The sequence below is a fragment of the Pseudomonas sp. VEM90 genome (genome assembly GCF_054611535.1).
In genome coordinates this window covers 1-26190 of the sequence record NZ_JBTRAR010000026.1, presented here as the reverse complement: position 1 = coordinate 26190, position 26190 = coordinate 1, and the positions used below count along the sequence as shown (strand labels likewise).

The window sequence follows — 26190 nt, the reverse complement described above, 5'->3', positions numbered from 1 at the left end:
ATGATAGCCGAGCAGGACGTGTCTCGAACGCCTCGGGATGCGACAAAACTATTCGTTCTAACTGCAGTCAGTAGCCCTGAACACAACGCATGAAGCGTTTTAGTGGCTTACACTGCCTTAACCTTACCTTTTGTTACAAGGAACCAAACATGGGCATGCTCAACGAGTTCAAGGCTTTCGCAGTCAAAGGCAATGTCGTCGACATGGCGGTCGGTATCATCATCGGCGCGGCCTTCGGCAAGATCGTCTCGTCCTTCGTCGGCGACGTGATCATGCCGCCACTGGGCCTGTTGATCGGTGGCGTGGACTTCAGCGACCTGGCCATTACCCTGAAGGCTGCCGAAGGTGACTTGCCAGCGGTGATGCTGGCGTATGGCAAGTTCATCCAGACCGTGATCGACTTCGTGATCGTGGCCTTTGCCATCTTCATGGGCGTGAAAGCAATCAACAAGCTCAAGCGTGAAGAAGCCGTGGCACCGACTACGCCGCCTGTGCCTTCGGCTGAAGAGACGCTGCTGACCGAAATTCGCGATTTGCTCAAGACGCAGAACCAGAACCGCTTGCCTTGAAAATTGCCGGAGGCGCTGTGGGGAGCGGGCATGCTCGCGAAGAAAGCAATATACACGGCGGGCTGTGTCCAACCTCCGATGTGTGTCCACCCCCCATCTGTGTAGGAACGGGTTTACCCGCGAATACGGTGGCGACAGCAAAGGTGAACGGCGGGTGGAGATTGGCCAGCAGGCCCGGCCTCTTCGCGGGTGAACCCGCTCCTACGGCGGCCTGTGTCCAACCTCCGATGTGTGTCCACCCCCCATCTGTGTAGGAAGGGGTTACCCGCGAATACGGTGGCGACAGCAACGGTGAACGGCGGGTGGAGATTGGCCAGCAGGCCCGGCCTCTTCGCGGGTGAACCCGCTCCTACGGCGGCCTGTGTCCAACCTCCGATGTGTGTCCACCCCCATCTGTGTAGGAGCGGGTTCACCCGCGAATACGGTGGCGACGGCAAAGGTGAACGGCGGGTGAAGATTGGCCAGCAGGCCCAGCCCTTTCGCGGGTAAACCCGCTCCTACAGGCCCCACAACGGCCGCAATGGTCTTACCAGTAGTTCTCGACAGCCACCTGCCCGGGCCGCTTGCTCAGGCTCAGTTGCAGGTCTCGCGCCTTGAGGACCTTGCGGGTTTCGTCGATCATTTCCGGGTTACCGCACAGCATCACCCGCGAATGCTCCGGCGACAGCTCAAGCCCCGCCGCCTTCTCCAGCTCGCCATTCTCGATCAACGTGGTAATGCGCTGATTCAACGCCCCGGGGTGCTGTTCACGGGTCACCACGGGAATGAACTGCAACTTGCCCGCGTACTCAGCCAGATAATCGCGCTGTTCCAACCCGGCAATCTCATCCACATAGGCCAGCTCCTTGGCTTCGCGTACCGAATACACCAGCTTGATGCTGTCGAAACGCTCCCAGGCCTCGAAGTCCTGCAGGATCGACATAAAGGGCGCAATGCCGGTACCGGTGGCCAGCAGCCATAGATCACGACCACCGACGAAGCGGTCGAGGGTGAGGAAGCCGAACGCCTGGCGGTCGATCAGCAACGTATCGCCTGCCCCCAAACGGCTCAGCTCACTGGTGAACTCACCACCTGGCACCACGATGGAAAAGAAGTCCAGATACTCATCATGGGGCGCGCTGACCATGGAATAGGCGCGCCACACCACGCTACCATCGGCCTTGGTCACACCTAGCCGGGCAAATTGGCCGGAACGGAAGCGGAACCCCGCGTCGCGCGTAACCCGCAGGCTGAAGAGGTTCGGCGTCAGTGGCTGAACATCGAGCAGTGTCTGGCGGGTGAACTTGTCGGCGCTAGCGGTCATATCGGGCTCCAGGGTTGGCGTGTGCACAGTGTCGCCTAAAGTGGCCAGGATAAAAACCACCGCTTTGTAGGGCCTCATAGAGTGCAACCGGGCCGAAGTCGCAGAAAATCCTGATCGCTATAACAAAAAATTCCCAACAGGATGGTAGGTCTTTTCCTACAATCTTCCGGGTACTCAAACGGATTGGATTCTGCGCGCCTCCAAGGAGTGCCTCAGATGTATCAATGGAAACCTGAACATCTTCATGCATTCGTCAGCGAACGGAGCCCGCAGAAGCTGTTCGACATCGCAGTCCACCTGGCTCAGGGCCTGGGCATGGATTACCTTGGGCTGAACATCCGTATTCAGATCGCTACGCAAACGCCAAGGCTGTACCTCTACAGCAACTACCCAAGTGAGTGGATCGAGCGCTACCAGCGCGACGACTTCTACAAGCAGGACCCGGCGGCGAACCTCAGCCACAGCTCGACGACGCCGGTGCTGTGGACCGATGAACTGTACAAGGAAGCCCCGCAATTTCGCGAAATGGCCTGCCAGCATGGCTTGCGCCACGGCTGGACACAGTCGCTTCACGATCTGCAGCACAACGAAAGCCAGATCAGTGTCGCTCGACCAAACGACCACATCGATGTGTTCGAGCTGTACGACAAAGCCGGTAGTGTGCAGTGGCTGTGCCACACCCTTCACGCGGTACTGGGCGAGCATCACCTGAACGCACTGTGCCCACCCCAACCGAAAATGAGCGAGCGTGAACTGGAAGTGCTGAAATGGTCTGCCGCCGGCAAGACCGCTGCCGATGTAGCCTGCATCCTCTCCCTGTCGCAAAGCACGGTCAACTTCCATATCCGCAGCGTGATCACCAAGACCAATGCAGCCAACAAGGCCGGAGCCATCGCCATTGCCGCCTTGCGTGGCTGGATCTGACCTCCAAGCCTGCGGCCTTGGGCAAAGCCCTGTAGAATCGCCCGGCAAAGCCCGGGGCGAACCGCAACGGGCAGTTTCGTACCCGAGCCAGACGCCATGCCCCTGTTGACCACCCCCTACGCCGAACTCGACCTGATCCGCCAGCCGGAGCAGGCCAACGACCCGTTGCAGGCTTTCGATGCCGCCGACGAGTACCTGCTTGCGCAGCTACACGATCAGGCACCTGACGCCAATTGCCGGGTACTGGTGCTCAATGACAGCTTCGGTGCCCTGGCAGCCAGCCTGGCGGGCCAGCTGCAGGTGGTCAGCAGCGGTGACTCGCACCTGGGGCATCTGGCCCTGGAAAAGAACCTGGCGCGCAATGGCCTGCCATTCGACAGTGTGCCGTTCGTACCGGCCAGCGAGCACTGGCAAGGCCCGTTTGATCGGGTGCTGGTGCGTGTACCCAAGACCCTGGCCCTGCTCGAAGAACAACTGATCCGCCTGCAAGGCCAGCTGGCCCCCGGTGCGCAGGTGATTGCCGGGGCGATGATCAAGCACCTGCCACGGGCGGCCGGCGACCTGATGGAGAAGTACATCGGCCCCGTACAGGCTTCGCTGGCACAGAAAAAAGCCCGCTTGCTGACTGCAACGGTTGCCGAGCGGCCGCTCGCCAAGTCCCCCTACCCTAGCGGCTACCGCCTCGACGTGCCGGCACTGGAATTGATCAACCACGCCAACGTGTTCTGCCGTGAAGGCCTGGATATCGGTACCCGGGCGTTCCTCCCGCATCTGCCACGCGACCTCGGCCGTGCGCGGGTGGCAGACCTGGGCTGCGGTAACGGCGTACTCGCGATTGCCAGCGCCCTGGCCAACCCGGAGGCCGAGTACACCCTGGTCGACGAGTCGTACATGGCGGTGCAATCGGCGCAGGAGAACTGGCAGGCAGCGTTGGGCGAGCGCCCGGCGACCTTCGTCGCGGCCGATGGCCTGGCCGGGCTGGAGAAGCAGTCGCTGGACGTGGTGCTGTGCAACCCGCCGTTCCACCAACAGCAGGTAGTAGGTGATTTCCTGGCCTGGCGCATGTTCCAGCAGGCGCGTGAAGCGCTGGTGGTAGGTGGGGCGCTGTACATCGTGGGTAACCGGCACCTGGGCTATCACAGCAAGCTGGCGCGGTTGTTCCGCGGCGTTGAGCAGGTGGCGGCTACGCCCAAGTTCGTCATTCTGAAAGCCCGCAAGTAAGCGCGCCACCGCCCCCGTAGGAGCGGGCTTGCCCGCGAACACCGGCAACGCCGGTGCCATCTAGCGCGTTGCCTGCTTCGCGGGCAAGCCCGCTGCCGCTCTTTATCAATGTGTGGTCAGGCCCGCCGCCCCCATGAACAGCCGCATCACCCAGGCCGCCACACCCAGCGCCGCGACGCTCATCGCCCAGATCAGCAACAGCCAACCCAGTCGCTGCCACAGCGGTTTCTTGTCTTCCAAGCCATGCTTGCCAGTCATCATGCGGCCCTCCTAGTGATAGCCGTCTTCGTGGGTCACCTTGCCGCGGAACACGTAGTAGCTCCAGAAGGTATACATGAGGATAAACGGCAGGATGAACAGGGTACCCACCAGCATGAAGCCCTGGCTTTGCGGTGGCGCTGCGGCATCCCAGATCGAGATCGACGGCGGGATGATGTTAGGCCACAGGCTGATTCCCAAGCCGCTGTAGCCAAGGAAGATCAATACCAGCGTGAGCAGGAACGGCGTGTAGTGCGCGTTGCGCGCCACCGCTTTGAGCAACCCGTAGAACGTCACCAGCACCAGCAGCGGTACCGGCATGAACCAGATCAGGTTGGGCATGCTGAACCAGCGGTCGGCAATCTGCGGGTAGGCGATTGGGGTCCACAGGCTGACGATACCGATCACCACCAGCAGCACCAGCGCCAGCGGCCGGGCCATGTCGTGCATCTTCTGTTGCAGCGGCCCTTCAGTCTTCATGATCAGCCAGGTACAACCCAGCAGGGTGTAGGCCACGATCAACCCCAGCCCGCAGAACAGGCTGAACGGGGTCAGCCAGTCCAGGGTGCCACCGGCGAAATGCCGGTCGACCACCTTGAAGCCTTCCAGGAACGCACCCAACGCCACGCCCTGGAAGAAGGTGGCAATCAGCGAACCCCAGATGAAAGCCTTGTCCCAGATATGCCGCTTGTCAGCCTTGGCCTTGAAGCGGAACTCGAAGGCCACGCCCCGGAAGATCAGGCCGATCAGCATCAGGATCAGGGGCAGGTACAGGGCCTCGAGGACCACGGCATAGGCCATCGGGAAGGCCCCGAACAGTCCGGCACCGCCCAGGATCAACCAGGTTTCGTTGCCGTCCCATACCGGCGCGACAGTGTTCATCATTACATCACGGTCCTGCTCGCCCTTGACGAAGGGGAAGAGCATGCCGATCCCCAGGTCGAATCCGTCCATCACCACGTACATCATGACGCCGAAGATGATGATCACGGCCCAGATCAGTGGAAGGTCGATACCCATGGTTCAGTTCCCCTTGTTCAAGCTGGCAGAGGTGGCCTCGCGGCCATCATCGGCGGCGGACAAAGGCCGTGCCGGCGTGCGTTTCTGGCCTGGGCCTCCCGGTGTGTGCTCGTCACCCTCGCCGGTCTGCGGCCCTTTGCGCACCAGGCGCATCATGTAGCCAAGGCCGGTGCCAAACAGGGCGAAGTACACCACCACGAACGCCACAAGGGTGAAGCCGAGCTGGGCGTAACTGTGGTTGGAAACACCGTCCGCCGTGCGCATCAGGCCGTACACCACCCAAGGCTGGCGGCCAATTTCGGTGGTGAACCAACCGGCCAGTAGCGCGACCAGCCCGGATGGGCCCATCCACAGCGCCACATACAAGAACGGTCGCGAACTGTACAGCGTGCCGCGTTTGCGCAACCACAGGCTCCACAGGCCGACGAAGATCATCAGGAAACCAAGCCCGACCATGATCCGGAACGACCAGAATACGATGGTCGAGTTAGGCCGGTCCTCGGGCGGAAACTCCTTCATCGCCGGCACCTGCTTGTCCAGGCTATGGGTCAGGATCAGGCTGCCGAGCGCCGGGATCTCGATCTTGAACCGGGTAGTCTCGGCCTCCATGTCGGGAATGCCAAACAGGATCAGCGGAGTCGGCTCACCGGGCACGTTCTCCCAGTGGCCTTCGATCGCGGCAATTTTCACCGGCTGGTGCTTGAGGGTATTGAGGCCGTGGAAATCACCGATCACTGCCTGAATCGGGGCGACGATCAGTGCCATCCACATGGCCATCGACAGCATCTTGCGTACGGCCGGGTTGTCACGCCCGCGCAGCAGGTGCCAGGCCGCCGAGGCACCGACGAAGAACGCGGTGGAAACGAACGCGGCAGTGGCCATGTGCATCAGGCGGTAGGGGAACGAGGGGTTGAACACCACCGCAAACCAGTCCACCGGCACCACCCGACCATCGATGATCTCGTGACCTTGCGGGGTTTGCATCCAGCTGTTCGAGGCGAGAATCCAGAAGGTCGAAACCAGCGTACCGAGCGCTACCATCACCGTGGAGAAGAAGTGCAGACCACGGCCGACGCGATTCCAGCCAAACAGCATGACGCCCAGGAAGCCGGCCTCGAGGAAGAACGCAGTCAGTACTTCGTAGGTGAGCAGCGGGCCGGTGACGGCGCCGGCAAAGTCGGAGAAGCGGCTCCAGTTGGTGCCGAACTGGTAGGCCATGACCAGGCCGGAGACCACGCCCATGCCGAAGTTGACGGCGAAGATCTTCGACCAGAAGTGATAGAGGTCACGGTAAACCTGGTTGTGGGTCCGCAGCCAGAGGCCTTCAAGGACTGCCAGGTAGCTCGCCAGGCCAATGGTGATGGCCGGGAACAGGATGTGGAATGACACGGTAAAGGCAAACTGCATTCGGGCGAGCTCTAAGGCCTCTATTCCGAACATGGTGCTTCCTCTTCAGATAATCCGGCGTCCGGGCTTGTGGCCCCAGTCGCCCACTGCCCCCACTGGGTCGAGTACGGCGTGTTGGAATTGTTCTGTTCGATCGCAGGGATTCCGGCCAGACGGCCAATTCATTGATCTGGAACGATTGACCCAGATCAATGAATGCTTGGAAGCATAGTCCCGAATGGCCCGATGGGGCGTGTGGTGGATTGCCGCGTGACCTGTTGCCTCACCCTCTTTAATAAACAGTAGAAAAGTGCCGACCTGAGCAAACAGTAACTGCTTGTTACAAACAGGTGATACGCTGCGCGCCCCTCTACTGCGCCGAGGCCACTGATTTCCGATGTCCGATTCCGCACCGCAGTTGTTGCGTCACCATCGTCCTTTTCTGGCCTTCTGGCTGGCCCGTGTGTTCACCGCCAGCGGCTTCCAGATGCTCACCGTGGCCATCGGCTGGCACCTCTACCAATTGACCGGCAACGTACTGGACCTGGGCCTGGTCGGCCTGGTCGAGTTCGCCCCACGGGTGCTGTTCATGCTGCACACCGGCCATGTCGCCGACCGCTATGACAGGCGCAAGGTCGCCGCCCTGTGCCAGAGCCTTCAGGGGCTGATTGCCCTGGCACTGGCGGTGGGCAGCGCTACCGACAACGTCACCCGCGAACTGATCTTTGCCCTGGCCTTCCTGCTCGGCGCCAGCCGCTCATTCGAAATGCCGGCAACCCAGGCGCTGTTGCCCAATGTGGTACCGGCCGGGCTGTTCCCGCGGGCAGTGGCGGCGTCGGCCTCGGCCACCCAGTCGGCGACCATCGTGGCGCCGGCGGTGGGCGGTTTCCTGTATGCCTTTGGCAGCATGTGGGTGTATGGCCCGACGGTGGCCCTGTACGCCATTGCCTGCGTGCTGACCCTGAGCCTGCAGGCGCGTGGCCAGGTCGCCCAGCGCGGGCGCGCCAGCATCGAATCGCTGCTGGCTGGCATCCGCTTCATTCGCAGCCGGCCCGACATCCTCGGCGCCATCTCGCTGGACCTGTTCGCAGTATTGCTGGGCGGGGCCACCGCGTTGCTGCCGGTATTTGCCAAGGACATCCTGCTGACCGGCCCGATGGGACTTGGCCTGTTGCGCTCGGCGCCAGCGGTGGGGGCGTTGCTGATGTCGCTCTGGCTGGCGCGCTTCCCGTTCCAGCGCAACGTCGGGCGGACGATGTTCACTGCGGTCGGCGTGTTCGGCGTGGCGACCATCGCCTTCGGCCTGTCGACCTCGTTCTGGTTCTCGCTGGCGGTACTGGTGGTACTGGGTGCGGCAGACATGATCAGCATGGTCATTCGCAGTTCGTTCGTGCAGCTGGAGACACCGGATGAAATGCGTGGGCGGGTGAGCGCAGTGAACGGCTTGTTCATCGGTGCCTCGAACCAGCTCGGTGAGTTCGAATCGGGGGTGACCGCGCACTGGTTTGGTACAGTGCCGGCGGTGGTGCTGGGTGGGGTGGGCACCTTGGTGGTGACCGGGGTGTGGATAAAACTGTTCCCTACCCTGGCCAAGCGGGATCGGTTGCATAACGGGTGATGGGTTACCTGTGCCGGACTCTTCGCGGGCAAGCCCGCGCCTACAGGGGACCTTACCCGCGAAGAGCCAGAAAAACCCATTCCCCAACGGCCATAGGCCCCCGCCATGCATGCTGGTATGATGCGCGGCTTTTTTCCTCCCCACACAAAACCACGGCATCCGGTACGGTCTGTGCTTTGCTGATGGGGTCGATACATTCATGGCGCCGGGGGCGCCTTGGGGAGCGGGAATGCTGGAAAGGCTGTTTCAACTAAGAGCACACAACACCAACGTGCGCACCGAGATTCTCGCGGGCGTCACCACCTTCCTGGCCATGGCCTACATCCTGTTCGTCAACCCGAGCATCCTCGGCGAGACCGGCATGGACAAGGGCGCGATCTTCGTCGCCACCTGCCTGGCAGCGGCCATCGGCTCCGCCACCATGGGCCTGATTGCCAACTACCCGATCGCCCTGGCACCGGGCATGGGCCTGAACGCGTTCTTCACCTACACCGTAGTGCTGCACATGGGCCACACCTGGCAGGTGGCATTGGGTGCCGTGTTCCTGTCGGCGGTGATGTTCTTCCTGCTGTCGATCTTCCGCATCCGCGAGTGGATCGTGAACAGCATTCCGCTGCCGCTGCGTTCGGCGATTGCCGCCGGTATCGGCCTGTTCCTGGCATTGATCGCCCTGAATAACGCCGGCATCGTCGTCGATAACCCAGCCACTTTGGTGGGCATGGGCGACCTCAAGCAGCCTTCGGTGATTCTCGCCACGCTGGGCTTCTTCCTGATCGTCGGCCTTGAGTCGCTGAAGGTGCGCGGCGCGGTATTGATCGGCATCCTGGCCGTCACCGTCGCGTCGATCGCCATGGGCGTCACGCCGTTCGGCGGGATCGTGTCGATGCCACCGTCGCTGGCACCCACCTTCCTGCAGCTGGACATCGCCGGCGCCCTCGATGTGGGCCTTGTCAGCGTGATCTTCGCGTTCCTGTTCGTCGACCTGTTCGACAACTCCGGCACCCTGATCGCCGTGGCCAAGCGCGCGGGCCTGATGGGCAAGGACGGCCACATGCCGAAGATGGGCCGGGCCCTGATCGCCGACAGCACCGCTGCCATGGCCGGTTCGCTGCTGGGTACCTCGACCACCACCAGCTACATCGAATCTGCTGCAGGTGTGAGCGCCGGTGGCCGTACCGGCCTGACTGCCATCGTGGTTGCCGTGCTGTTCCTGCTGGCGCTGTTCTTCGCTCCGCTGGCCGGTAGCGTACCGGCCTTCGCCACGGCCCCGGCGTTGCTGTTCGTCGCCGTGCTGATGGCCTCGGGCCTGGCAGAAATAAACTGGGACGACGTGACCGAAGCCGCGCCGGTTGTCGTGACTGCCCTGGCCATGCCGCTGACCTACTCGATCGCCAACGGCATCGCCTTCGGCTTCATCGCCTGGACCGCCGTCAAGCTGATTTCGGGCCGCCACCGCGACCTGAACCCGGCGCTGGTGATCCTTTCCATCCTGTTCGTCATCAAGCTAGGCTGGTTCAACGCATGAGTGCTGCTTTCGACCCCTCCTCCTACGCCCCCCAGCTGGATGCCAAAGTGGCCCGGCTGCGCGAGCTGCTGGCGCCGTTCGGCGCGCCGGAGCCGACTGTTTTCGACTCACCGCGCGAGCATTACCGCCTGCGCGCCGAGTTCCGCCTGTGGCGCGAGGATGGCCAGCGCCACTACGCCATGTTCGCCCCGGGCGAGAAGCACAAGGCAATCCTGATCGACGATTTCCCCATTGCCAGCCAGCGCATCAACGCACTGATGCCGCGCCTGAAGGCGGCCTGGCAAGCCAGCGAAGAACTGAGCAACCGCCTGTTCCAGGTGGAGTTCCTCACCACCCTGGCTGGCGATGCAATGATCACGATGTGTTATCACCGCCCGCTGGACGAGGCCTGGGAAGTGGAGGCACGGCAACTGGCGGAAGCGCTGGGCGTGAGCGTCATTGGCCGTTCCAAGGGCAAGCGCCTGGTTATCGGACGCGACTACGCGGTGGAAAAGCTCGACGTGGCTGGCCGCGTGTTCAGCTATCGCCAGCCTGAGGGGGCGTTCACCCAGCCCAACGGCGCAGTGAACCAGAAGATGCTCAGCTGGGCCTTCGAGGCCATTGGCGAGCGTGAGGATGACCTGCTGGAGCTGTATTGCGGCAACGGCAACTTCACCCTGCCGCTGGCCACGCGTGTACGCCAGGTGCTGGCCACCGAAATCAGCAAGACGTCGGTCAATGCTGCACTGAGCAACCTCGACGAGAACGCTGTGGATAACGTGCGGCTGGTACGTTTGTCGGCAGAGGAACTGACCCAGGCACTCAATGAGGTGCGGCCGTTCCGTCGCCTGGAAGGCATCGACCTGAAGAGTTATCAGTTCGGTACCGTGTTCGTCGACCCACCGCGTGCGGGGATGGACCCGGATACCTGCGAGCTGACCCGTCGTTTCGAACGCATCCTGTACATCTCGTGCAACCCGGAAACACTGGCAGCGAACATTGCCCAGTTGCAGGATACCCACCGCATCGAGCGCTGTGCATTGTTTGACCAGTTCCCGTATACCCACCATATGGAAAGTGGGGTTCTGCTGGTTCGGCGCTGATCGTTGTATTGCCGGGGCTGCTTTGCAGCCCATTCGCGGGCAAGCCCGCTCCCACATTGATCGGCGTCGGTGTACGCAGATCGTTGTAGGAGCGGGCTTGCCCGCGAATGGGCCGCAAAGCGGCCCCAAGCTTCACCTCAGAAGTCGAAGAAGACGGTCTCCCCTTCCCCCTGAATACGGATATCGAAGCGATATGCCGTCTTCCCGTCCACTTCACAACGCTTGGCAATCAAGGTTTCACGCCGCTGCGGCTGCTCGATCAGGTTGAGCACCGGGCACTTGGCATTGGCCTGGGCTTCATCATCGAAATACAGGCGCGTGTGCAGGTGGATATTGATCCCACGAGCAAACAGGCTGATGTTGATGTGCGGTGCCATCGGCACGCCAGCAGCGTTGTTCACCACACCCGGCTTGACCGTTTGCAGCGTCCACTCACCGGCATCGAAGGTGGTAGCCGTGCGGCCAAAGCTGTTGAAGGCGTATTCCAGGTTGTAGGCATCCTGGTACTCACCGTTGGCGTCGGCCTGCCACACTTCCAGGAACGAATCGCGCACCAGGTGGCCGTTCCCGTCGTATACATGGCCGATCAGCAGAATGTGCTCGCCCGGGGCGTCTGGCTTGGCCAGGCAGTTCCAGATTTCCTGGTCGCGGGTCGGGTTGCCGGCGGCTTCCAGGGCCAGGCCGATGTGCACGTAGGGGCCGGCAGTCTGCGAAGGGGTTTCCGGCAGCAGTTCGATTGGCATGGCGGGGTCCTCAGCAGTTTTCGAAGTGGGTCTTGCGCTGGCCGCGCAGCACGATGTCGAAGCGGTAGGCCAGGCAGTCCATCGGGTTGGCGTTGCTCATGTCGAGCTTGGCGATCAACTGCTGCACGGCTTGCGGGTTGGCGATCGACTTGACGATCGGGCACATCGGGATCAGCGGGTCACCTTCGAAATACAACTGGGTGATCAGCTTGGTGGCGATCGACGGGCCGCTGATGGCGAAGTGGATATGCGCCGGGCGCCAATCGTTCGGGCCGTTGCGCCATGGGTACGGGCCCGGCTTGATGGTGCGGAAGCTGTAGTAGCCGTCGCGGTCGGTCAGGCACCGGCCAACACCGCCGAAGTTCGGGTCCAGTGGCGCCAGATAGCGGTCGTTCTTGTGGCGATAGCGGCCGCCGGCGTTGGCCTGCCACATCTCCACCAAGGTGTTCGGCACAGGCTTGCCGTACTGGTCGACGACACGACCGGCGACGATGATGCGCTCGCCGATTGGCAGGCCACCGTTATTGAAATTCAGCAGCAGATCATGGTCGTGGGCGCCGAAGCCCAGGTGGGAAAAGTCCGGACCAGTGGTTTCGCTGATCGACTGCGGAATGCTGACCAGGGCCTGGCGCGGCGAGCGGGCAACGGAGGTCTTGTAGTCAGGCGTAAGGGCTTTGGGGTGCCAGTTGCGATCACGGATCACGAAGCGGCTGTTGTCCTGGGCGGGCATGCCGGTTTCCTCTCTTGGAATTGTGAGAACGCCTGGGCGTGGCAGGCGGACTTGCAGTTTCCGGCAGGCGGTACGCGATGAATATTGAAATCGACCACTTGATACATAACCAAATGGTTATGTATCAACACCTCAGCCTGACACGTACCGCCTTCGTGAACTAATCTTTGTCTTCTTGTTTCACGCTCGGGAGAGCACTCATGGAATGGCGAAAAGGCCGACGCAGCGACAACGTGGTCGATGCCAGAGGTGGCGGTGGCGGCGGCATGCGTTTCGGCGGCGGCAAAGGGCTGGGCCTCGGGGCGATTCTGCTGATCGTCGGCATCGGCTGGCTCACCGGGCAGGACCCGTTGCAGATTCTTGGCCAGCTTGCCGGCCAGATGGAGCAGCAACAACAGCAGACGGCGCCCAGTGGTGCGGGCGGCAAGGCGCCACCGGCTAACGACCAGCAAGCCGAGTTCGTTGCCTCTGTGCTGGGCGACACCGAGGACACCTGGAAAGCGCTCTTTGCCGAAGCCGGCAAGCAATACCGCGACCCCAAACTGGTGCTGTTCAGCGGCCAGGTCAACTCGGCCTGTGGTTTTGCCTCGGCAGCGGTCGGGCCGTTCTATTGCCCGGCGGACCAGCGGGTGTATCTGGACATGTCGTTCTTCCGCGAAATGGAAACCCGCTTCGCTGCAGCTGGCGACTTCGCCCAGGCCTACGTGATCGCCCACGAAATCGGTCACCATGTGCAGACACTGCTGGGGGTTTCGGCCAAGGTCGATGCCGCACGACGCAGCGGCCAGCGTATGGAGGGCGACAACGGCCTGTTGGTGCGCCAGGAGTTGCAGGCCGACTGCCTGGCCGGGGTATGGGCCTACCAGGCGCAGAAACGCCTGAACTGGCTGGAGCCAGGCGATGTCGAGGAAGCGCTGAATGCAGCCAATGCCATTGGCGACGACCGCCTGCAGCAGCAAGGCCGCGGGCGCGTGGTGCCGGACTCGTTCACCCATGGCACTTCCGCGCAGCGGGTGCGTTGGTTCAAGATCGGGTTTGCCGAAGGTGAAGTGAACCGCTGCGATACCTTCAGTGCGCGCAACCTCTGATACTCGGTCCAACAGGCAGACGCGGTCCTTGTAGGGCGTTAGCCGCGAACACCGGCAAAGCCGGTGCCATTCACGGCGTCGCCTGCTTCGCGGGTGAACCCTCTCCCACAGGGACCGAGCGAGACCGCTTGCTGATATTTTGCTGAAAAAGCGTTTCAGCTTCCCTATCCATTGCCGATAACCCCTGCACGAATCAGCGGGCATCCAGAACAACAACGCCTGGCGATCGAAGATCAAGAGAGCGAAATCAACTTCTGGAGAGCGTGCATGAACAGCTGGTTCGCCAACATCAGCGTCAACCTCAAACTCGGCCTGGGCTTCGGCCTGGTGCTGGTCCTCACCGGCCTGCTGGCCCTCACCGGCTGGACCAGCCTGGGCAGCCTGATCGACCGCAGCAACTGGATGGGCGATATCGGCCAGTTGAACAAGGACCTCACCAACCTGCGCATTGCGCGCCTGCAGTACATGATCGCCAACGGCGACGATACCGCCGCCGCCAACACCCTGGCCAAGCTGGATGCATTCAGCAAGCAGCAGGCCTACCTGGCCACCACCTTCAAAAGCCCGGAGAACATCAAGCTGTTGGGTGAACTGGGCGAAACCATCAGCGCCTACAAGGTGTCGCTGAACAAGATGCGCCAGGGCTATGACGCCACCCGCGCGGCGCGCGTTTCCATGGACAGCTCGGCCATCCGCGCCGACCAGGCCATGGATGCGCTCAGCCGGGAGGTGATGGCTCGCCCCGAGGCTGACAGCGTGCGCCTGGCCCAGTACCAGCTGATCAGCAAGGCCCGCCAGCAATTGCTGCAGGTACGCATCGATGTGCGTGGCTACATCGCCGACAACAGCAGCGCCAACGAGCAGGCTGCCCTGCGCCAGCTGGATGCAGCACTGGCCGATACCGACAACCTCAAGCGCCAGCTGCCCAGCGAAGACACGCGCCTGCAACAGTTCGAAAACGCGGTACTGGCCTATCGTGAGGCCGTGCGCCAGTTCCGCGACGCGGTTGCCAACATCACCACCTCGCGCGCCGAAATGACCGTGCAAGGCGCCGACATCGTCAAGCGCAGCGACGCGCTGTACCAGATCCAGTTAGAGCGCCGTGACATCGAGAGCACCCAGGCCCGCAGCCTGCAGGCCATCGCTACACTGCTGGCGCTGCTGGTCGGCGTGCTGGCGGCGGTGCTGATCACCCGCCAGATCACTCGCCCCTTGCAAGACACCCTGATGGCCGTGGAAAAGATCGCCAGCGGCGACCTTACCCAGCATATGCGCGTCACCCGCCGCGACGAACTGGGCGTACTGCAGCAAGGCATCGCACGTATGGGCACCACCCTGCGCGAGCTGATCAGCGGCATCCGCGATGGCGTCACCCAGATCGCCAGCGCCGCCGAAGAGCTGTCGGCAGTCACCGAACAGACCAGCGCCGGCGCCAACAGCCAGAAAGTCGAGACCGACCAGGTGGCCACCGCCATGCACGAAATGGCCGCTACCGTTCAGGAAGTGGCGCGCAATGCCGAGCAGGCCTCACATGCAGCCACCGGTGCCGATGACGAAGCCCGGGCCGGCGACCGCGTGGTGGGCGAAGCGATTGGCCAGATCGAACGCTTGGCCGAAGACATGCACCGCTCTACCGAGGCCATGAACCTGCTGCAGCAGGAAAGCCAGAAGATTGGAAGCGTGATGGACGTGATCAAGTCGGTGGCCGAACAGACCAACCTGCTGGCGCTCAATGCAGCGATCGAGGCGGCACGCGCCGGCGAGGCGGGCCGTGGCTTTGCTGTGGTTGCCGACGAAGTGCGCGGCCTGGCCCAGCGCACACAGAAGTCTACCGAAGAGATCGAAGAGCTGATTGCCAGCCTGCAGCACGGCACCCAGCAAGTGGCGAGTGCCATGCAGGGCAGCCGCACCCTGACCGACAGCAGCGTCGAACTGGCGCGCAAGGCCGGGTCATCGCTGGAGAGCATTACCAGTACGGTATCGAGCATCCAGTCGATGAACCAGCAGATTGCTGCGGCGGCAGAGCAGCAGAGTGCGGTGGCTGAAGAGATCAGCCGAAGCATCCTGAATGTGCGTGATGTGTCAGAGCAAACCGCGGCAGCCAGTGACGAGACGGCAGCGTCGAGTGTGGAGCTGGCGCGGTTGGGTGGGCAGTTGCAGACATTGGTCAGCCAGTTCCGCGTCTGACCGACCGCCCGGATTCGCGGGTAAACCCGCCCCTACAGATGTAGCAGGGGGTTTACCCGCGCATGCGTCAGCACGGCTTGCACAGCATCACTTGACGATCATCCCCACACCACGCCCACGTGGATCAGAAGCGGTCTCAAGCTTCGCTCCATCGACTCGAATCGCCTGGATGTCACCCATCTCCCAGCCCTGGTCCTCCAGCACATAGCCCATCTTCTTCAGCTCGTCAGCTACCGGACCGGTCAGCGGCGCATAGCTATCGAAGTAGATGGTGTCCTTGGGCAGCAACTGATGGTGCACGCGCTGCGCCGCCACCGCCTTGTCCAGCGGCATGCCGTAGTCGTACAGGTTGTTCATCACCTGGAAGATCGAGGTAAAGATCCGTGAACCACCCGGGGTACCGATAACCAGCTCGACCTTGCCATCGCGGGTCATCAGGCTGGGACTCATCGACGACAGCATGCGCTTGCCCGGTTCGATCGCGTTGGCATCACCGCCGACCACGCCAAAGGCGTTCGCCGCCCCCGGTTTGGCGCTGAAATCATCCATCTCGTCGTTGAGCAGGAAACCGGCGCCCTTCACCACCACCCCACTGCCGTAGTCGAGGTTGAGGGTGTAGGTATTGCTGACCGCGTTGCCCTGCTTGTCGATGATCGAAAAATGCGTGGTCTGGTGCGGTTCGAGGCCCGGCTTGACCTTGTCGGTCTCGGAGATGGCCTTCGGGTTGACCTGGGCTGCGCGCTTGGCCAGGTAATCCTTGGCCACCAGCTGGTCCACCGGCACCTTGGTGAAGGCCGGGTCGCCCAGGTAGTCGGCGCGGTCGGCAAACACCCGTTTCTCGATCTCGGCCAACAGGTGGATGTACTGTGCCGAGTTATGCGCCACCCCTTTGAAGTCGGCCGCGCGGTCTTCCTTGATGCCCAGCAACTGGGCCAGCGCCACACCGCCGGAGCTCGGTGGCGGCGCGGTATACACCACATTGCCACGCCAGCTCACGGCCATCGGTTCACGCCATACCGCCTTGTAATCCTTAAGGTCGTCTTTGGTAATCAGGCCTTTGTCAGCCTGCATCTGCGCCACCAGTAAATCGGCGGTCTTGCCTTGATAGAACTCGCTCACGCCCTTGTCGGCTATGCGCTCCAGGGTCTGGGCCATTTCCGGCTGCTTGAACAGCTCGCCGACCTTCATGTTGCCGAAGTAATCGTTGAAGTTGGTCGCCGTCTTGAACATGCCCTGGGCATCGTTGCGGTACTGGTACTGCTTTTCCGCCACCTTGAAGCCGTTTTTCGCATAGCCGATGGCCGGGGTCAGCAACTCGCTCCAGGGCAGCTTGCCGAACTTCTGGTGCGCCTCCCACAGGCCCATTACCGTACCAGGTACACCTGCGGCACGTGCCCCGACCAGGCTGAGGTTCTCGATGACCTCGCCCTTGTCGTCCAGGTACATGTTGCGCGTGGCGGCCTTGGGCGCGACTTCGCGGTAGTCGAGGAAGTAAGGCTTGCCATCGACGAACAGGGTCATGAAGCCGCCACCGCCGATGTTACCGGCCTCCGGGTAAGTCACCGCCAGGGTGAAGGCGGTCGCCACTGCCGCGTCTACCGCGTTGCCGCCCTTTTTCAGAATATCGGCGGCCACCTGTGCACCATATTGATCGGGGGCGGCCACCGCGCCGCCCTCCAGCGTGGCGGCGTAAACCGAGGAACAGCTCAGGATCGCGGCTGCGAGAGCCAGGTACTGGAAAGGGACAATGCGCATGACACTTCCTTGGTGTTGTTTTTGTCGAGCAGTCAGTAAGGCCGAAGCGCTTCGACTGTGCAATCAACCGTCGGAAGTTTCGCCGCCTGTGGACAGAATTTGTCGTGTTCAGGCAACTCAGCAGGCGTACATGGCCAGCTTGCGCTGGATGAAATCCAGGAAGCACTGGATGCGCAGCGCCAACTGGGTGTTGCGGTAATACACCGCATGGATCGGCTGACGGTAGCCATTGTTGGCCTCGCTCAGCAGCACCTGCAGGCGCCCTGTGCGGATATCTTCGTGGGTCATGAAGTGCGACAGGCTGACGATGCCCTCCCCGGCCAGCGCCAACTGGCGCAGGGTTTCGCCGCTGGAAGCGACCAGCGCCGGGCGGATGCTCCAGCGATCGCCCTGAGCGTGGCGTAGCGGCCAGTGATTGAGCGACTCAGGTTGGCTGAAGCCGAGCAGACAGTGGTCGGCCAGCTCCTCGACCTGCCGTGGCGTGCCGTGCTGCTCCAGGTAGGCCGGACTGGCCAGCACCTGCACCGGGCTGCAACCCAGGCTGCGCGCATGCAGGCTGGAGTCGGCCAGTTCACCGATGCGGATCGCCACATCGGTGCTCTGCTCCAGCAGGTCGATGATCAGGTCGTCAGTGTTGAGCTCCAGTTCGATGCCCGGGTACTGGCGGCGGAACTCGCCGATCCACGGCAGGATGGCATGCAGCATGAACGGCGCCGCAGCATTGATGCGCAATCGCCCGGTCGGGGTCTGGCGGTTCATCGACAGACGCTCTTCCATCTCGTCCATCTGCTGCAGGATCAGCCGCGAGCGCTCAAGAAAGTAGCGCCCCTCTTCGGTAAGGTCCATGCGCCGGGTGGTGCGGTTGACCAGCGTGGTGCCCAGCTTGCCCTCCAGACGCGACAGGGTGCGGCTGACGGCAGACGGGGTCTGGCCCATCTGCTCGGCAGCAGCGGAAATCGAGCCGCAGTCGATGACGGCGACGAATACCTGGAGTTCTTCGGATCGGGTTTTCACATCTGGGCCTGTGGTTGGTCTGTGCAAGGATTAGATAACCGCTTGTCTAAGCCAAGTCCAGCGGCGCCTGTACGGGCCTATTCGCGGGCTTGCCCGCTCCCACAGGTATTACGCAGGTTTCAAGGACTTTGCAGTACTTGTGGGAGCGGGCAAGCCCGCGAATAGGCCCGTACAGGCATAAAATTACTGTGCCTTGCCAAACACCTTGTCCAGATGAGCCTCATAAGCTGCCAACGCCGCCGGCACATCCGGGCGCTTCATCACATCCACAGCCAGGAAGGTCGGCAGGCCGGTCATGCCGAGGAACTGGTTGGCCTTGTGGAACGGGAAGTACACGGCATCCACCCCTTTGCCTTCAAAGAAATCGCTCGGGTCATCGAACGCCTGCTGCGGCGCGTTCCAGGTCAGCGACAACATGTATTGCTTGCCGTGCACCAGACCACCGCTGCCGTATTTCTGCGAGTGGTCCGATCGGGTACGACCGTCATTGGCATACAGGCTGCCGTGGCCGGCAGTGAACACCTCGTCGATGTACTTTTTCACGGTCCACGGCGCCCCCATCCACCAGCCGGGCATCTGATAGATCACCACATCGGCCCAGAGGAATTTCTCCACCTCTTCCTGGGCATCGTAACCGCCATCGATGAACGTCTGGCGCACATCGAAACCGGCGCGGTCCAGGTGAGCGATGGCCGCGTCGTGCAAGGTCGCGTTGAGGCGGCCTTCGGAGTGAGCGAACTGTTTACCACCGTTGAGCAGAAGGATCTTTTTCATGCTGGCCTCCACGGCCGAATCAAAAATTGATGCCGGCAGGTTAGAGGCTCGCGGGGGCGGGATACAGCGGTGACGGGGCAAAATACAATTGACCAGAAGTCACGAATGAGTAATGCATTATTGCCGTAGAATCGACTCACCACCCATCACCGAGTAGCGCCCCATGAGTGAGCCGTTCGCCTTTATCCTCAAAGCCAAGACCCGCCCGGAAATGGCTGATGCGTTCGAAAAGCTGTTCCGTCCCTACGTCGAGCCAAGCCGCCAGGAACCCGGCTGCATCGAGTACCACATGCTGCGCGACCAGCAGGACCCGAGCCTGTTTGTGTTCTTCGAAGTGTGGGCCGACAAGGCCGCGCTGGACGTGCACTCGGCCCTCCCGCACATGGCCGCCTTCTTCGAAAAGCGCATGGATTACCTGGAGCGCGATTTCGATATCCAGAGGGTCGACATGCTCAGCGCTTCGTCCGCTAACCGTTGATCAGCAGGTGGCCGCCGAGTGCGGCCAGGCCGATGAAAAAACAACGCTTGAACAGCAGCGCGCTGATCCGCTGACGCAGCCACTGCCCCGCCAGCATGCCGAGCAAGGCCGGCGCCAGCATCAGCAGCGACGCTCCTAGCGCCTGGCCACCCAAGGCATCCTGCCCGGCCAGGCCTAGGGCCAAGGCCAGGGTCGACACCGTAAACGACAAGCCCAGGGCCTGGATCATCTGCTCGCGGTTCAAACCCAGGCTCTGCAGGTAAGGCACCGCTGGCATCACGAACACCCCGGTCGACGCCGTGACCACACCCGTGACCAGCCCGCACAGCGGTCCCAGCCAGCGCTCGTGTCCCGGGGTCACCTGCAAGCCCGGGCCGACCAACCCATACAACGCATAGACCAGCAAGGCGCCCCCCAACGCGTGCGCAGCCCAGGGGCCACTGTTGATTCCCAGCCACACGCTGCCCAGCAAGGTGCCGACAAAGATCAGTACCAGCATCGGCCCCAGACGGATCAACAACCCTCGCAGGTGCCCGCCGCAGGCCAACTGCCACAGGTTGGTGAGCGTCGAGGGCACGATCAGCAATGCGGCAGCCTGCGCCGGCGACATAGCCAGGCCCAACAGGCCCATGGCAATGGTCGGCAGGCCCAGACCGATGACCCCCTTCACTGCGCCAGCCAGCAGGAAGGTCAGTACAACCAGCAACGACAGTGCCGGGCCAATGTTCTGGTAGAAAGCGAGCAAGGTAGTCATGGGGCCGATGATGGCGCACCCCGGGCAACGTGAGAATCTGCCATATACTCAGCCAGCCTCTTGCCAGGACAGAGCCACATGCATTTCGACCTGACCGACCTCAAGCTGTTCCAGCACACCCTGGAGTGCGGCAACATCACCGCCGGCGCCAGCCGCAGCCATCTGTCGCTGCCGGCAGCCAGTGCGCGCATCCGCGCCATGGAAGCATCGCTGGGCATTCCCTTGCTGGAACGTAACCGCCGTGGCGTACAACCAACGCCGGCTGGCCAGGCACTGTTGCAGCATGCACGACTGATAACGCAGCAGGTCGAACGCCTGCAGTTCGACCTGGGCCAATACGCGCAAGGGCAGCAAGGCCAAGTGCGCCTGCTGTGCAACACCGCAGCGCTGACCGAATACTTGCCCGAACTGCTGGCCAGCTATCTGGCTGAAAACCCGGGCGTCAGCGTGGACGTGCAAGAGCTGCCAAGTTTGCGCATCGTGCAGGCAATTACCCAAGGCATGGCCGACCTGGGCATCGTGTCCACAGCCGCCCCCAGCGAGCACCTGCAGACCAAGCCGTTTCGAGATGACCCGCTGGTGCTAGTGACGCCACAGGGCCACCCCCTGGCCAGTGCGCTGGCGCCAAGCTTCGTCGACAGCCTGGCCCATGGCTATGTCGGCCTGGGGGCCGGCAGTGCATTGGGGTTGTACCTGGAAGAGCAAGCGCTGCACGAGGGGCAGCGCATGCAGGTCCGGGTGCGTGCGGAGGGGTTTGATGGGGTGATCCGCATGGTCGCGGGCGGGGCCGGAATCGGGGTGGTGCCGCTGGCAGCGGTGCAGCGCTGGCAAGGCATGCTGCCGTTGCACTGGGTGGCGCTGCAGGAGCCATGGGCCAACCGCCGGTTGCTGGTGTGCGCGCGGGATTTTGCGGCATTACCAGGCTATGCCGCAGAACTGGTAGCCACCTTTACTGGCTGACGCGCAGGGGCGCACCCCACTGTCGAGGCAAACCGCCTGCCATAGCGCGACCAGACACCTGGACGTCGAGCCCAGGCAACTGCGGCTCGGCCGTTGGGCCTATGGTGACCAGTCATTCAGCCAGTCACCAGGAGTTGTGCCATGTCCGATTTCATCACCGTCCTGCGCGAAACCTGCCCGACGCCGGTCGTGGACGCCACCAAGTGGAAGCGCATCGGCGGCGATCCGCATACCGTCAACCTCAATGCCTACCTGTCGGCCGACGGCAGCAAGATCATGGGCACCTGGATCTGCACCCCGGGCAAGTTCGAGGTCAACTACGATAAATGGGAGTTCTGCCACTTCCTCGATGGCTACTGCATCATCACCCCGGAAGGCGAAGAGCCGAAACACCTGAAAGCGGGTGATGTGTTCGTGATCGAGCCAGGCATGAAAGGTACCTGGGAAGTGGTCGAGACTGTACGCAAGTATTTCGTCTTCGCCTGACTTGTAGGCGCGGGTTTACCTGCGAATGAGGCGGTGAGGCTTCTGTAGCATTCGCGGGTGAACCCGCTCCTACCACGGCCGCGCAATACCTGTAAGCGTGGACGAAAAAAATCGCGGAGCAGACGCCCTTCCCTCTGGTGCGCAGTTACAGAGGGAAGGCCGCCTGGCCCGCGATGAAATCCACCTCTTGCATCACTCCTTCTTGCGATAACCCTCGACGATGGCCGAGAAGTCCTTGCCACCTTCGCCTCGCAGGCTCATGGCCTGGTACAACTGCTGGGCCACGGCACCGAGAATCACCGGTTGGTGTGCCTGGCGTGCCGCTTCGGTAGCCAGCCCCAGGTCCTTGAGCATGAGCTCCGCGCCAAAGCCACCGGTGTAGCCACGCGATGCCGGTGCGGTTTCGATGATGCCCGGCCACGGGTTATAGGTGTCCGAGCTCCAGCAACGTCCGGTCGAACTGTTGATGATGCCGGCCAGCACCTTGGTATCGATACCCAGCGCGTTACCCAGGGCCATGGCCTCGGACACGCCGATCATCGAAATGCCTAACAGTAGGTTGTTGCAGATCTTGGCGATCTGGCCGGTACCGACTTCCCCGCAGTGCACGATGTTGCGGCCCATCTGCTCCAGTACCGGCTTGAGGCTGGCGAACAACTCGGTACTGGCGCCAACCATGAACGTCAGGGTGCCGGCCGCGGCGCCGCCAGTGCCACCGGAAACCGGTGCATCACCCATGTCCACGCCCTTGGCCGCTGCAGCCCTGGACACATCACGTGCGGTCTGCGGGTCGATGGTGCTGCAGTCAACGGTCGGCGTGCCAGGACGAATGCCGGCCAATACGCCGTCCTCGTTCAAGTACACGCTACGCACATGGGCTGCGGCCGGCAGCATGGTGATCACCAGCTCGCTGTTGGCTGCCGCGTCCTTGGGCGAGGGGCTGATCTGCCCGCCCAGTTCTGCCAGTTCGGCCAGCACGGCCTTGTTCAGGTCGAACAGGTTCAGCTGATGCCCGGCCTTGATCAGGTTGCGGGCCATGGGCGCGCCCATGTTGCCCAGGCCGATGAATGCGATACGCATGACGTACTCCTTAGCGCAGGCTAATGGTGGTGTTCACACCGTCGTTGACGCTGTCGTCATCGAACCAGCGAGCAGTGACAGTCTTGGTCTGAGTGTAGAACTGCACCACTTGCTTGCCGTACGGCCCGAGGTCACCGAGCTTGGAACCACGCGAGCCGGTGAAGCTGAAGAACGGTACGGGTACCGGGATCGGGATGTTGATGCCGACCTGGCCGATATCGATTTCGCTCTGGAACTTGCGTGCTGCCGCGCCGCTCTGGGTGAACAGGCCGGTGCCGTTGCCGAACGGGTTGGCGTTGACCAGGGCGATGGCCTCGTCGAGCGTGTCGACTTCCAGGGTCACCAGCACCGGGCCGAAGATTTCCTGGGTATACACCTGCATGTCGGTCTTCACGCCCGAGAACAGGGTCGGGCCGACGAAGTTGCCTTGCTCATAGCCAGGTACCTTGACGTCACGGCCGTCGAGTTCCAGCTTGGCGCCTTCCTTGATACCGCTTTCGATCAGGCCCAGCACACGCTCCTTGGCACGCTTGGAAACCACCGGGCCAACGTCGGTGCCCGGCTCGCAGCCAGCATTGACCTTCAGCTTGCTTGCAGCCTCCTTGATATCCGGCAACCATTCGCGGGCCTTGCCCACCAACACCGCCACCGAGGTAGCCATGCAGCGCTGGCCCGCCGCGCCGAATGCAGCACCGACCAGCGCATTGATGGTTTGCGTGCGGTTGGCATCAGGCAACACCACCGCGTGGTTCTTGGCGCCCATCATTGACTGCACACGCTTGCCATGCTGGCTGCCGAGGTTGTACACGTGCGTGCCGACTTCAGTAGAGCCCACGAAGGAAATCGCCTTGATGTCCTGGTGGGTGCAAATGGCATCCACCACCTGCTTACCGCCGTGCACCACGTTCAGCACGCCGGCCGGTACGCCGGCTTCCAGCGCCAGCTCGACCAGAAGCATGGTCGACAGCGGGTCCTGCTCGGACGGTTTGAGCACAAAGGTGTTGCCGCAGACGATGGCCATGGGGAACATCCACAGCGGGATCATTGCCGGGAAGTTGAACGGGGTGATGCCAGCGCATACGCCGATCGGCTGGCGCAAGGTGTAGGTATCGACACCGCCGGCGACGTTCTCGGCGAATTCGCCCATCTGCAGGGTACCAATGGACGCAGCATGCTCGACCACTTCCAGGCCGCGGAAGATATCGCCTTCAGCGTCGGCCAGGGTCTTGCCCTGCTCGGCGCTGAGCACCTGGGCAATGCGTTTGGTGTGTTCGCGGATCAGCGCCTGCAGCTTGAGCATGATGCGCATGCGGGCGCCGATCGGGGTGTTACGCCAGGTCTGGAATGCGCGTTGCGCGGCGGCCACGGCTGCGTCGACTTCCTCGACGGTGGCGAACGGTACGCGCGCCAGCACCTCTTGGGTGGCCGGGTTGACGATGTCACGCCATTCGGTGGTTTTGGACTCGACCCACTGGCCGTCGATCAGCAGCTTGACCTGCTCAACCTTGGTGCTGTTAGGGGATTGCGGTGCGTTCATCTGCGTTCTCCTTGGAATTGTTGTCGGGACGAGATCGCCAGCGCCGGGCAAACGCGAGGTGGCGTCCTGAGGCTTGTTTCGAGTATAGATGTGCAAACATCCAACAAGAACGCACAAAAAAACCGGATCATCATGCAAAAAGACCTCACATCCCTGAGCGCGCTCAACTGGGACGATTTGAAGTTTTTCCTCGAAGTGGCTCGCACCCGCAAGGCCAGCAGTGCTGCCAAGCGGCTGAGCGTGGACTACACCACCGTGTCGCGACGCATCAGCTCGCTGGAGGGCGCGCTGGGCACCTTGCTGTTCGAAAAGTCGCGCACCAACGGCTTTGTGCTGACCGCCGAGGGCCAGCGCCTGTTGGGATATGCCGAATCCATCGAGAGCACGCTGCACATGGCTTGCGAGCAGGTGTCCGGGTCGGGGGTGGCATTGTCGGGCCATGTGCGCATGGGCTGCACCGAGGGCTTTGGCAGCTTCTTCATCACGCCGCAGCTAAGCCACTTCGTCGACGCCTACCCGGCGATTTCGGTGGACATCCTGCCGCTGCCGCACTTCATCAGCCTGTCCAAGCGTGAGGCGGACATCGTCATCGCGCTGGAGCGGCCCGAGCATGGGCCTTATGTGTGCTGCAAGCTGTGCGACTACCGCTTGCGCCTGTACGCGACCCAGGATTACCTGGACAGCCACGCGCCGATCCGCCAGGTGGGGGATTTGGCCAAACACCCGTTCATCAGTTACGTGGATGACCTGGCGTTCAGCTCCGAGCTGCTGTACCTGGCCAACCTGATCCCCAACGCCAGCGCGCATCTGCGCAGTACCAGCGTGATCGCGCAGTACACCGCAGCGCTGCAGGGGCGTGGGCTGGCGATATTGCCGTGCTTCCTCGCTGCGCAGGACCCGCGATTGGTCACGGTGTTGCCGGAGGAGATCGAGGTGACGCGGCAATTCTGGATGTACTGCCGGGAGGATTTGCGCAAGTTGAAGCGGATTACCTTGCTGTGGGATTACATCCGGTCGGTGACCGAGGCGAATGCGCCATTGTTGATGGGGCAAACCCGCAAGATACGCTTTGCCCAGGACTGATGGGCCTGCGCATTTCCGAAGGCAACACAGCCCCTGTAGGAGCGGGCTTGCCCGCGAACACCGGCGAAGCCGGTGCCAAACACCGCGTTGCCTGCTTCGCGGGCACGCCCGCTCCCACTGGGGATATGTGACTGATGGGCCTGCGCATTTCCAAAGACAAGCACAGATACTGTGGGAGCGGGCTTGCCCGCGAACACCGGCGAAGCCGGTGCCAGAAACCGCGTTGCCTGCTTCGCGGGCACGCCCGCTCCCACTGGGGATATGTGACTGATGGGCCTGCGCATTTCCAAAGACAAGCACAGATCCTGTAGGAGCGGGCTTGCCCGCGAACACCGGCGAAGCCGGTGCCAAACACCGCGTTGCCTGCTTCGCGGGCACGCCCGCTCCCACTGAGGATATGTGACTGATGGGCCTGCGCATTTCCAAAGACAAGCACAGATACTGTGGGAGCGGGCTTGCCCGCGAACACCGGCGAAGCCGGTGCCAGGCACCGCGTTGCCTGCTTCGCGGGCACGCCCGCTCCCACTGGGGATATGTGACTGATGGGCCTGCGCATTTCCAAAGACAAGCACAGATACTGTGGGAGCGGGCTTGCCCGCGAACACCGGCGAAGCC

Annotated in this window: 24 protein-coding genes and 1 pseudogene; 13 read left to right on the top strand and 12 right to left on the bottom strand. The window is 62.4% G+C overall.

The genetic code is table 11. The annotated features are described in order from the left end of the window. Positions 1-149 precede the first annotated feature (149 nt). The gene (gene mscL, locus ACYCCG_RS21725; RefSeq protein WP_176682516.1) at positions 150-569 is read left to right on the top strand and encodes a large-conductance mechanosensitive channel protein MscL; all 420 of its coding nucleotides are present in this window, start codon (positions 150-152) and stop codon (positions 567-569) included. A gap of 526 nt (positions 570-1095) precedes the next feature. On the opposite strand, the gene ACYCCG_RS21720 is transcribed toward mscL, so the two are convergent. Next, a complete protein-coding gene (locus ACYCCG_RS21720; protein ID WP_459671737.1) occupies positions 1096-1872 on the bottom strand; it encodes a ferredoxin--NADP reductase in 777 nt (258 codons plus the stop codon). Positions 1873-2088: 216 nt separating this feature from the next. Between ACYCCG_RS21720 and ACYCCG_RS21715 the strand changes: the two genes are divergently transcribed. Further along, a complete protein-coding gene (locus ACYCCG_RS21715; RefSeq protein WP_459671736.1) occupies positions 2089-2796 on the top strand; it encodes an autoinducer binding domain-containing protein in 708 nt (235 codons plus the stop codon). Positions 2797-2892: 96 nt separating this feature from the next. After that, positions 2893-4017, top strand: coding sequence for a methyltransferase (locus tag ACYCCG_RS21710; protein ID WP_176682513.1), 1125 nt, complete (start codon positions 2893-2895; stop codon positions 4015-4017). Between the two features lie 105 nt (positions 4018-4122). On the opposite strand, the gene ACYCCG_RS21705 is transcribed toward ACYCCG_RS21710, so the two are convergent. From ACYCCG_RS21705 to ACYCCG_RS21695, 3 genes are read right to left on the bottom strand one after another with little or no spacing between them, the layout of a single operon-like run. Further along, complete coding sequence (locus ACYCCG_RS21705) at positions 4123-4278, bottom strand: DUF2474 domain-containing protein (RefSeq protein WP_012274180.1); 156 nt, start codon at positions 4276-4278, stop codon at positions 4123-4125. A gap of 9 nt (positions 4279-4287) precedes the next feature. Further along, the gene (gene cydB / locus ACYCCG_RS21700; RefSeq protein WP_003251612.1) at positions 4288-5295 is read right to left on the bottom strand and encodes a cytochrome d ubiquinol oxidase subunit II; all 1008 of its coding nucleotides are present in this window, start codon (positions 5293-5295) and stop codon (positions 4288-4290) included. Positions 5296-5298: 3 nt separating this feature from the next. Further along, positions 5299-6735 (bottom strand): cytochrome ubiquinol oxidase subunit I, encoded by a 1437-nt coding sequence (locus ACYCCG_RS21695; protein ID WP_459671734.1) that lies wholly within the window; start codon positions 6733-6735, stop codon positions 5299-5301. Positions 6736-7078: 343 nt separating this feature from the next. Between ACYCCG_RS21695 and ACYCCG_RS21690 the strand changes: the two genes are divergently transcribed. The 3 genes from ACYCCG_RS21690 (at position 7079) to trmA (ending at position 10906) form a co-directional block, all read left to right on the top strand. Then, positions 7079-8299, top strand: a complete 1221-nt coding sequence (locus ACYCCG_RS21690; protein WP_010955310.1) for an MFS transporter — start codon at positions 7079-7081, stop codon at positions 8297-8299. 229 nt (positions 8300-8528) lie between these two features. Then, positions 8529-9824, top strand: a complete 1296-nt coding sequence (locus tag ACYCCG_RS21685; protein ID WP_176682511.1) for an NCS2 family permease — start codon at positions 8529-8531, stop codon at positions 9822-9824. After that, entirely contained in the window at positions 9821-10906 is a 1086-nt protein-coding gene (gene trmA, locus ACYCCG_RS21680) for a tRNA (uridine(54)-C5)-methyltransferase TrmA (protein ID WP_209963482.1), read from the top strand. The genes ACYCCG_RS21685 and trmA overlap by 4 nt, the downstream gene beginning before the upstream one ends. Positions 10907-11043: 137 nt before the next feature. Here trmA and pcaG read toward each other — a convergent pair whose 3' ends face one another. Further along, positions 11044-11649, bottom strand: coding sequence for a protocatechuate 3,4-dioxygenase subunit alpha (gene pcaG, locus ACYCCG_RS21675; RefSeq protein ID WP_459671731.1), 606 nt, complete (start codon positions 11647-11649; stop codon positions 11044-11046). Positions 11650-11659: 10 nt separating this feature from the next. Beyond that, a complete protein-coding gene (pcaH, locus tag ACYCCG_RS21670; protein WP_009682255.1) occupies positions 11660-12379 on the bottom strand; it encodes a protocatechuate 3,4-dioxygenase subunit beta in 720 nt (239 codons plus the stop codon). A 200-nt stretch (positions 12380-12579) separates the two neighbouring features. On the opposite strand from pcaH, the gene ypfJ reads away from it, so the two are divergent. From ypfJ to ACYCCG_RS21655, 3 genes and pseudogenes are all read left to right on the top strand, one after another. Further along, positions 12580-13467, top strand: a complete 888-nt coding sequence (gene ypfJ / locus ACYCCG_RS21665) for a KPN_02809 family neutral zinc metallopeptidase (RefSeq protein WP_459671728.1) — start codon at positions 12580-12582, stop codon at positions 13465-13467. A 267-nt stretch (positions 13468-13734) separates the two neighbouring features. Beyond that, positions 13735-14799 (top strand): annotated as a pseudogene (locus ACYCCG_RS21660) (methyl-accepting chemotaxis protein); the annotation flags it as partial. Then, entirely contained in the window at positions 14791-15654 is an 864-nt protein-coding gene (locus ACYCCG_RS21655; RefSeq protein ID WP_414814068.1) for a methyl-accepting chemotaxis protein, read from the top strand. The pseudogene ACYCCG_RS21660 and the gene ACYCCG_RS21655, both read left to right, overlap by 9 nt. Positions 15655-15741: 87 nt before the next feature. Here ACYCCG_RS21655 and ggt read toward each other — a convergent pair whose 3' ends face one another. The 3 genes from ggt to ACYCCG_RS21640 all read right to left on the bottom strand — a co-directional run bounded on the left by ggt (position 15742) and on the right by ACYCCG_RS21640 (position 19197). After that, on the bottom strand, positions 15742-17409 hold the full coding sequence (gene ggt, locus ACYCCG_RS21650) for a gamma-glutamyltransferase (protein WP_021784305.1): 1668 nt from the start codon (positions 17407-17409) through the stop codon (positions 15742-15744). A gap of 117 nt (positions 17410-17526) precedes the next feature. After that, on the bottom strand, positions 17527-18423 hold the full coding sequence (locus ACYCCG_RS21645; RefSeq protein WP_014592364.1) for a LysR family transcriptional regulator: 897 nt from the start codon (positions 18421-18423) through the stop codon (positions 17527-17529). 183 nt (positions 18424-18606) lie between these two features. After that, complete coding sequence (locus ACYCCG_RS21640; RefSeq protein ID WP_176682506.1) at positions 18607-19197, bottom strand: NADPH:quinone oxidoreductase MdaB; 591 nt, start codon at positions 19195-19197, stop codon at positions 18607-18609. A 163-nt stretch (positions 19198-19360) separates the two neighbouring features. Between ACYCCG_RS21640 and ACYCCG_RS21635 the strand changes: the two genes are divergently transcribed. After that, positions 19361-19675 (top strand): putative quinol monooxygenase, encoded by a 315-nt coding sequence (locus ACYCCG_RS21635; RefSeq protein ID WP_176682505.1) that lies wholly within the window; start codon positions 19361-19363, stop codon positions 19673-19675. Here the strand turns inward: ACYCCG_RS21635 and ACYCCG_RS21630 are convergent. Then, complete coding sequence (locus tag ACYCCG_RS21630) at positions 19665-20429, bottom strand: sulfite exporter TauE/SafE family protein (RefSeq protein ID WP_209963472.1); 765 nt, start codon at positions 20427-20429, stop codon at positions 19665-19667. The genes ACYCCG_RS21635 and ACYCCG_RS21630 overlap by 11 nt on opposite strands. Before the next feature lie 78 nt (positions 20430-20507). Here ACYCCG_RS21630 and ACYCCG_RS21625 point away from each other — a divergent pair, with 78 nt between their 5' ends. Together ACYCCG_RS21625 and ACYCCG_RS21620 are read left to right on the top strand one after the other, a co-directional pair. Continuing rightward, on the top strand, positions 20508-21389 hold the full coding sequence (locus tag ACYCCG_RS21625) for a LysR family transcriptional regulator (protein ID WP_459671725.1): 882 nt from the start codon (positions 20508-20510) through the stop codon (positions 21387-21389). Between the two features lie 141 nt (positions 21390-21530). Continuing rightward, complete coding sequence (locus tag ACYCCG_RS21620) at positions 21531-21875, top strand: cupin domain-containing protein (RefSeq protein ID WP_003251579.1); 345 nt, start codon at positions 21531-21533, stop codon at positions 21873-21875. A 192-nt stretch (positions 21876-22067) separates the two neighbouring features. On the opposite strand, the gene mmsB is transcribed toward ACYCCG_RS21620, so the two are convergent. Both mmsB and ACYCCG_RS21610 read right to left on the bottom strand, forming a co-directional pair. Beyond that, positions 22068-22955, bottom strand: coding sequence for a 3-hydroxyisobutyrate dehydrogenase (mmsB, locus tag ACYCCG_RS21615; protein WP_176682502.1), 888 nt, complete (start codon positions 22953-22955; stop codon positions 22068-22070). A 10-nt stretch (positions 22956-22965) separates the two neighbouring features. Beyond that, complete coding sequence (locus ACYCCG_RS21610; RefSeq protein ID WP_010955322.1) at positions 22966-24492, bottom strand: CoA-acylating methylmalonate-semialdehyde dehydrogenase; 1527 nt, start codon at positions 24490-24492, stop codon at positions 22966-22968. A 132-nt stretch (positions 24493-24624) separates the two neighbouring features. Here ACYCCG_RS21610 and ACYCCG_RS21605 point away from each other — a divergent pair, with 132 nt between their 5' ends. Next, complete coding sequence (locus ACYCCG_RS21605) at positions 24625-25575, top strand: LysR family transcriptional regulator (RefSeq protein ID WP_459671721.1); 951 nt, start codon at positions 24625-24627, stop codon at positions 25573-25575. The last annotated feature ends 615 nt before the right edge of the window (positions 25576-26190 follow it).

Excerpts from the sequence above, each read along its gene's own strand:
- ACYCCG_RS21620 (WP_003251579.1), top strand. The coding sequence starts at position 21,531 with ATGTCCGATTTCATCACCGTCCTGCGCGAAACCTGCCCGACGCCGGTC.
- ACYCCG_RS21630 (WP_209963472.1), bottom strand. The coding sequence starts at position 20,429 with ATGACTACCTTGCTCGCTTTCTACCAGAACATTGGCCCGGCACTGTCG.
- ACYCCG_RS21655 (WP_414814068.1), top strand. The coding sequence starts at position 14,791 with ATGGGCACCACCCTGCGCGAGCTGATCAGCGGCATCCGCGATGGCGTC.
- ypfJ (WP_459671728.1), top strand. The coding sequence starts at position 12,580 with ATGGAATGGCGAAAAGGCCGACGCAGCGACAACGTGGTCGATGCCAGA.
- ACYCCG_RS21625 (WP_459671725.1), top strand. The coding sequence starts at position 20,508 with ATGCATTTCGACCTGACCGACCTCAAGCTGTTCCAGCACACCCTGGAG.
- pcaH (WP_009682255.1), bottom strand. The coding sequence starts at position 12,379 with ATGCCCGCCCAGGACAACAGCCGCTTCGTGATCCGTGATCGCAACTGG.
- pcaG (WP_459671731.1), bottom strand. The coding sequence starts at position 11,649 with ATGCCAATCGAACTGCTGCCGGAAACCCCTTCGCAGACTGCCGGCCCC.
- ggt (WP_021784305.1), bottom strand. The coding sequence starts at position 17,409 with ATGCGCATTGTCCCTTTCCAGTACCTGGCTCTCGCAGCCGCGATCCTG.
- mscL (WP_176682516.1), top strand. The coding sequence starts at position 150 with ATGGGCATGCTCAACGAGTTCAAGGCTTTCGCAGTCAAAGGCAATGTC.
- ACYCCG_RS21695 (WP_459671734.1), bottom strand. The coding sequence starts at position 6,735 with ATGTTCGGAATAGAGGCCTTAGAGCTCGCCCGAATGCAGTTTGCCTTT.
- mmsB (WP_176682502.1), bottom strand. The coding sequence starts at position 22,955 with ATGCGTATCGCATTCATCGGCCTGGGCAACATGGGCGCGCCCATGGCC.
- ACYCCG_RS21640 (WP_176682506.1), bottom strand. The coding sequence starts at position 19,197 with ATGAAAAAGATCCTTCTGCTCAACGGTGGTAAACAGTTCGCTCACTCC.
- trmA (WP_209963482.1), top strand. The coding sequence starts at position 9,821 with ATGAGTGCTGCTTTCGACCCCTCCTCCTACGCCCCCCAGCTGGATGCC.
- ACYCCG_RS21705 (WP_012274180.1), bottom strand. The coding sequence starts at position 4,278 with ATGATGACTGGCAAGCATGGCTTGGAAGACAAGAAACCGCTGTGGCAG.
- cydB (WP_003251612.1), bottom strand. The coding sequence starts at position 5,295 with ATGGGTATCGACCTTCCACTGATCTGGGCCGTGATCATCATCTTCGGC.
- ACYCCG_RS21605 (WP_459671721.1), top strand. The coding sequence starts at position 24,625 with ATGCAAAAAGACCTCACATCCCTGAGCGCGCTCAACTGGGACGATTTG.
- ACYCCG_RS21715 (WP_459671736.1), top strand. The coding sequence starts at position 2,089 with ATGTATCAATGGAAACCTGAACATCTTCATGCATTCGTCAGCGAACGG.
- ACYCCG_RS21685 (WP_176682511.1), top strand. The coding sequence starts at position 8,529 with ATGCTGGAAAGGCTGTTTCAACTAAGAGCACACAACACCAACGTGCGC.
- ACYCCG_RS21635 (WP_176682505.1), top strand. The coding sequence starts at position 19,361 with ATGAGTGAGCCGTTCGCCTTTATCCTCAAAGCCAAGACCCGCCCGGAA.
- ACYCCG_RS21610 (WP_010955322.1), bottom strand. The coding sequence starts at position 24,492 with ATGAACGCACCGCAATCCCCTAACAGCACCAAGGTTGAGCAGGTCAAG.
- ACYCCG_RS21720 (WP_459671737.1), bottom strand. The coding sequence starts at position 1,872 with ATGACCGCTAGCGCCGACAAGTTCACCCGCCAGACACTGCTCGATGTT.
- ACYCCG_RS21710 (WP_176682513.1), top strand. The coding sequence starts at position 2,893 with ATGCCCCTGTTGACCACCCCCTACGCCGAACTCGACCTGATCCGCCAG.
- ACYCCG_RS21690 (WP_010955310.1), top strand. The coding sequence starts at position 7,079 with ATGTCCGATTCCGCACCGCAGTTGTTGCGTCACCATCGTCCTTTTCTG.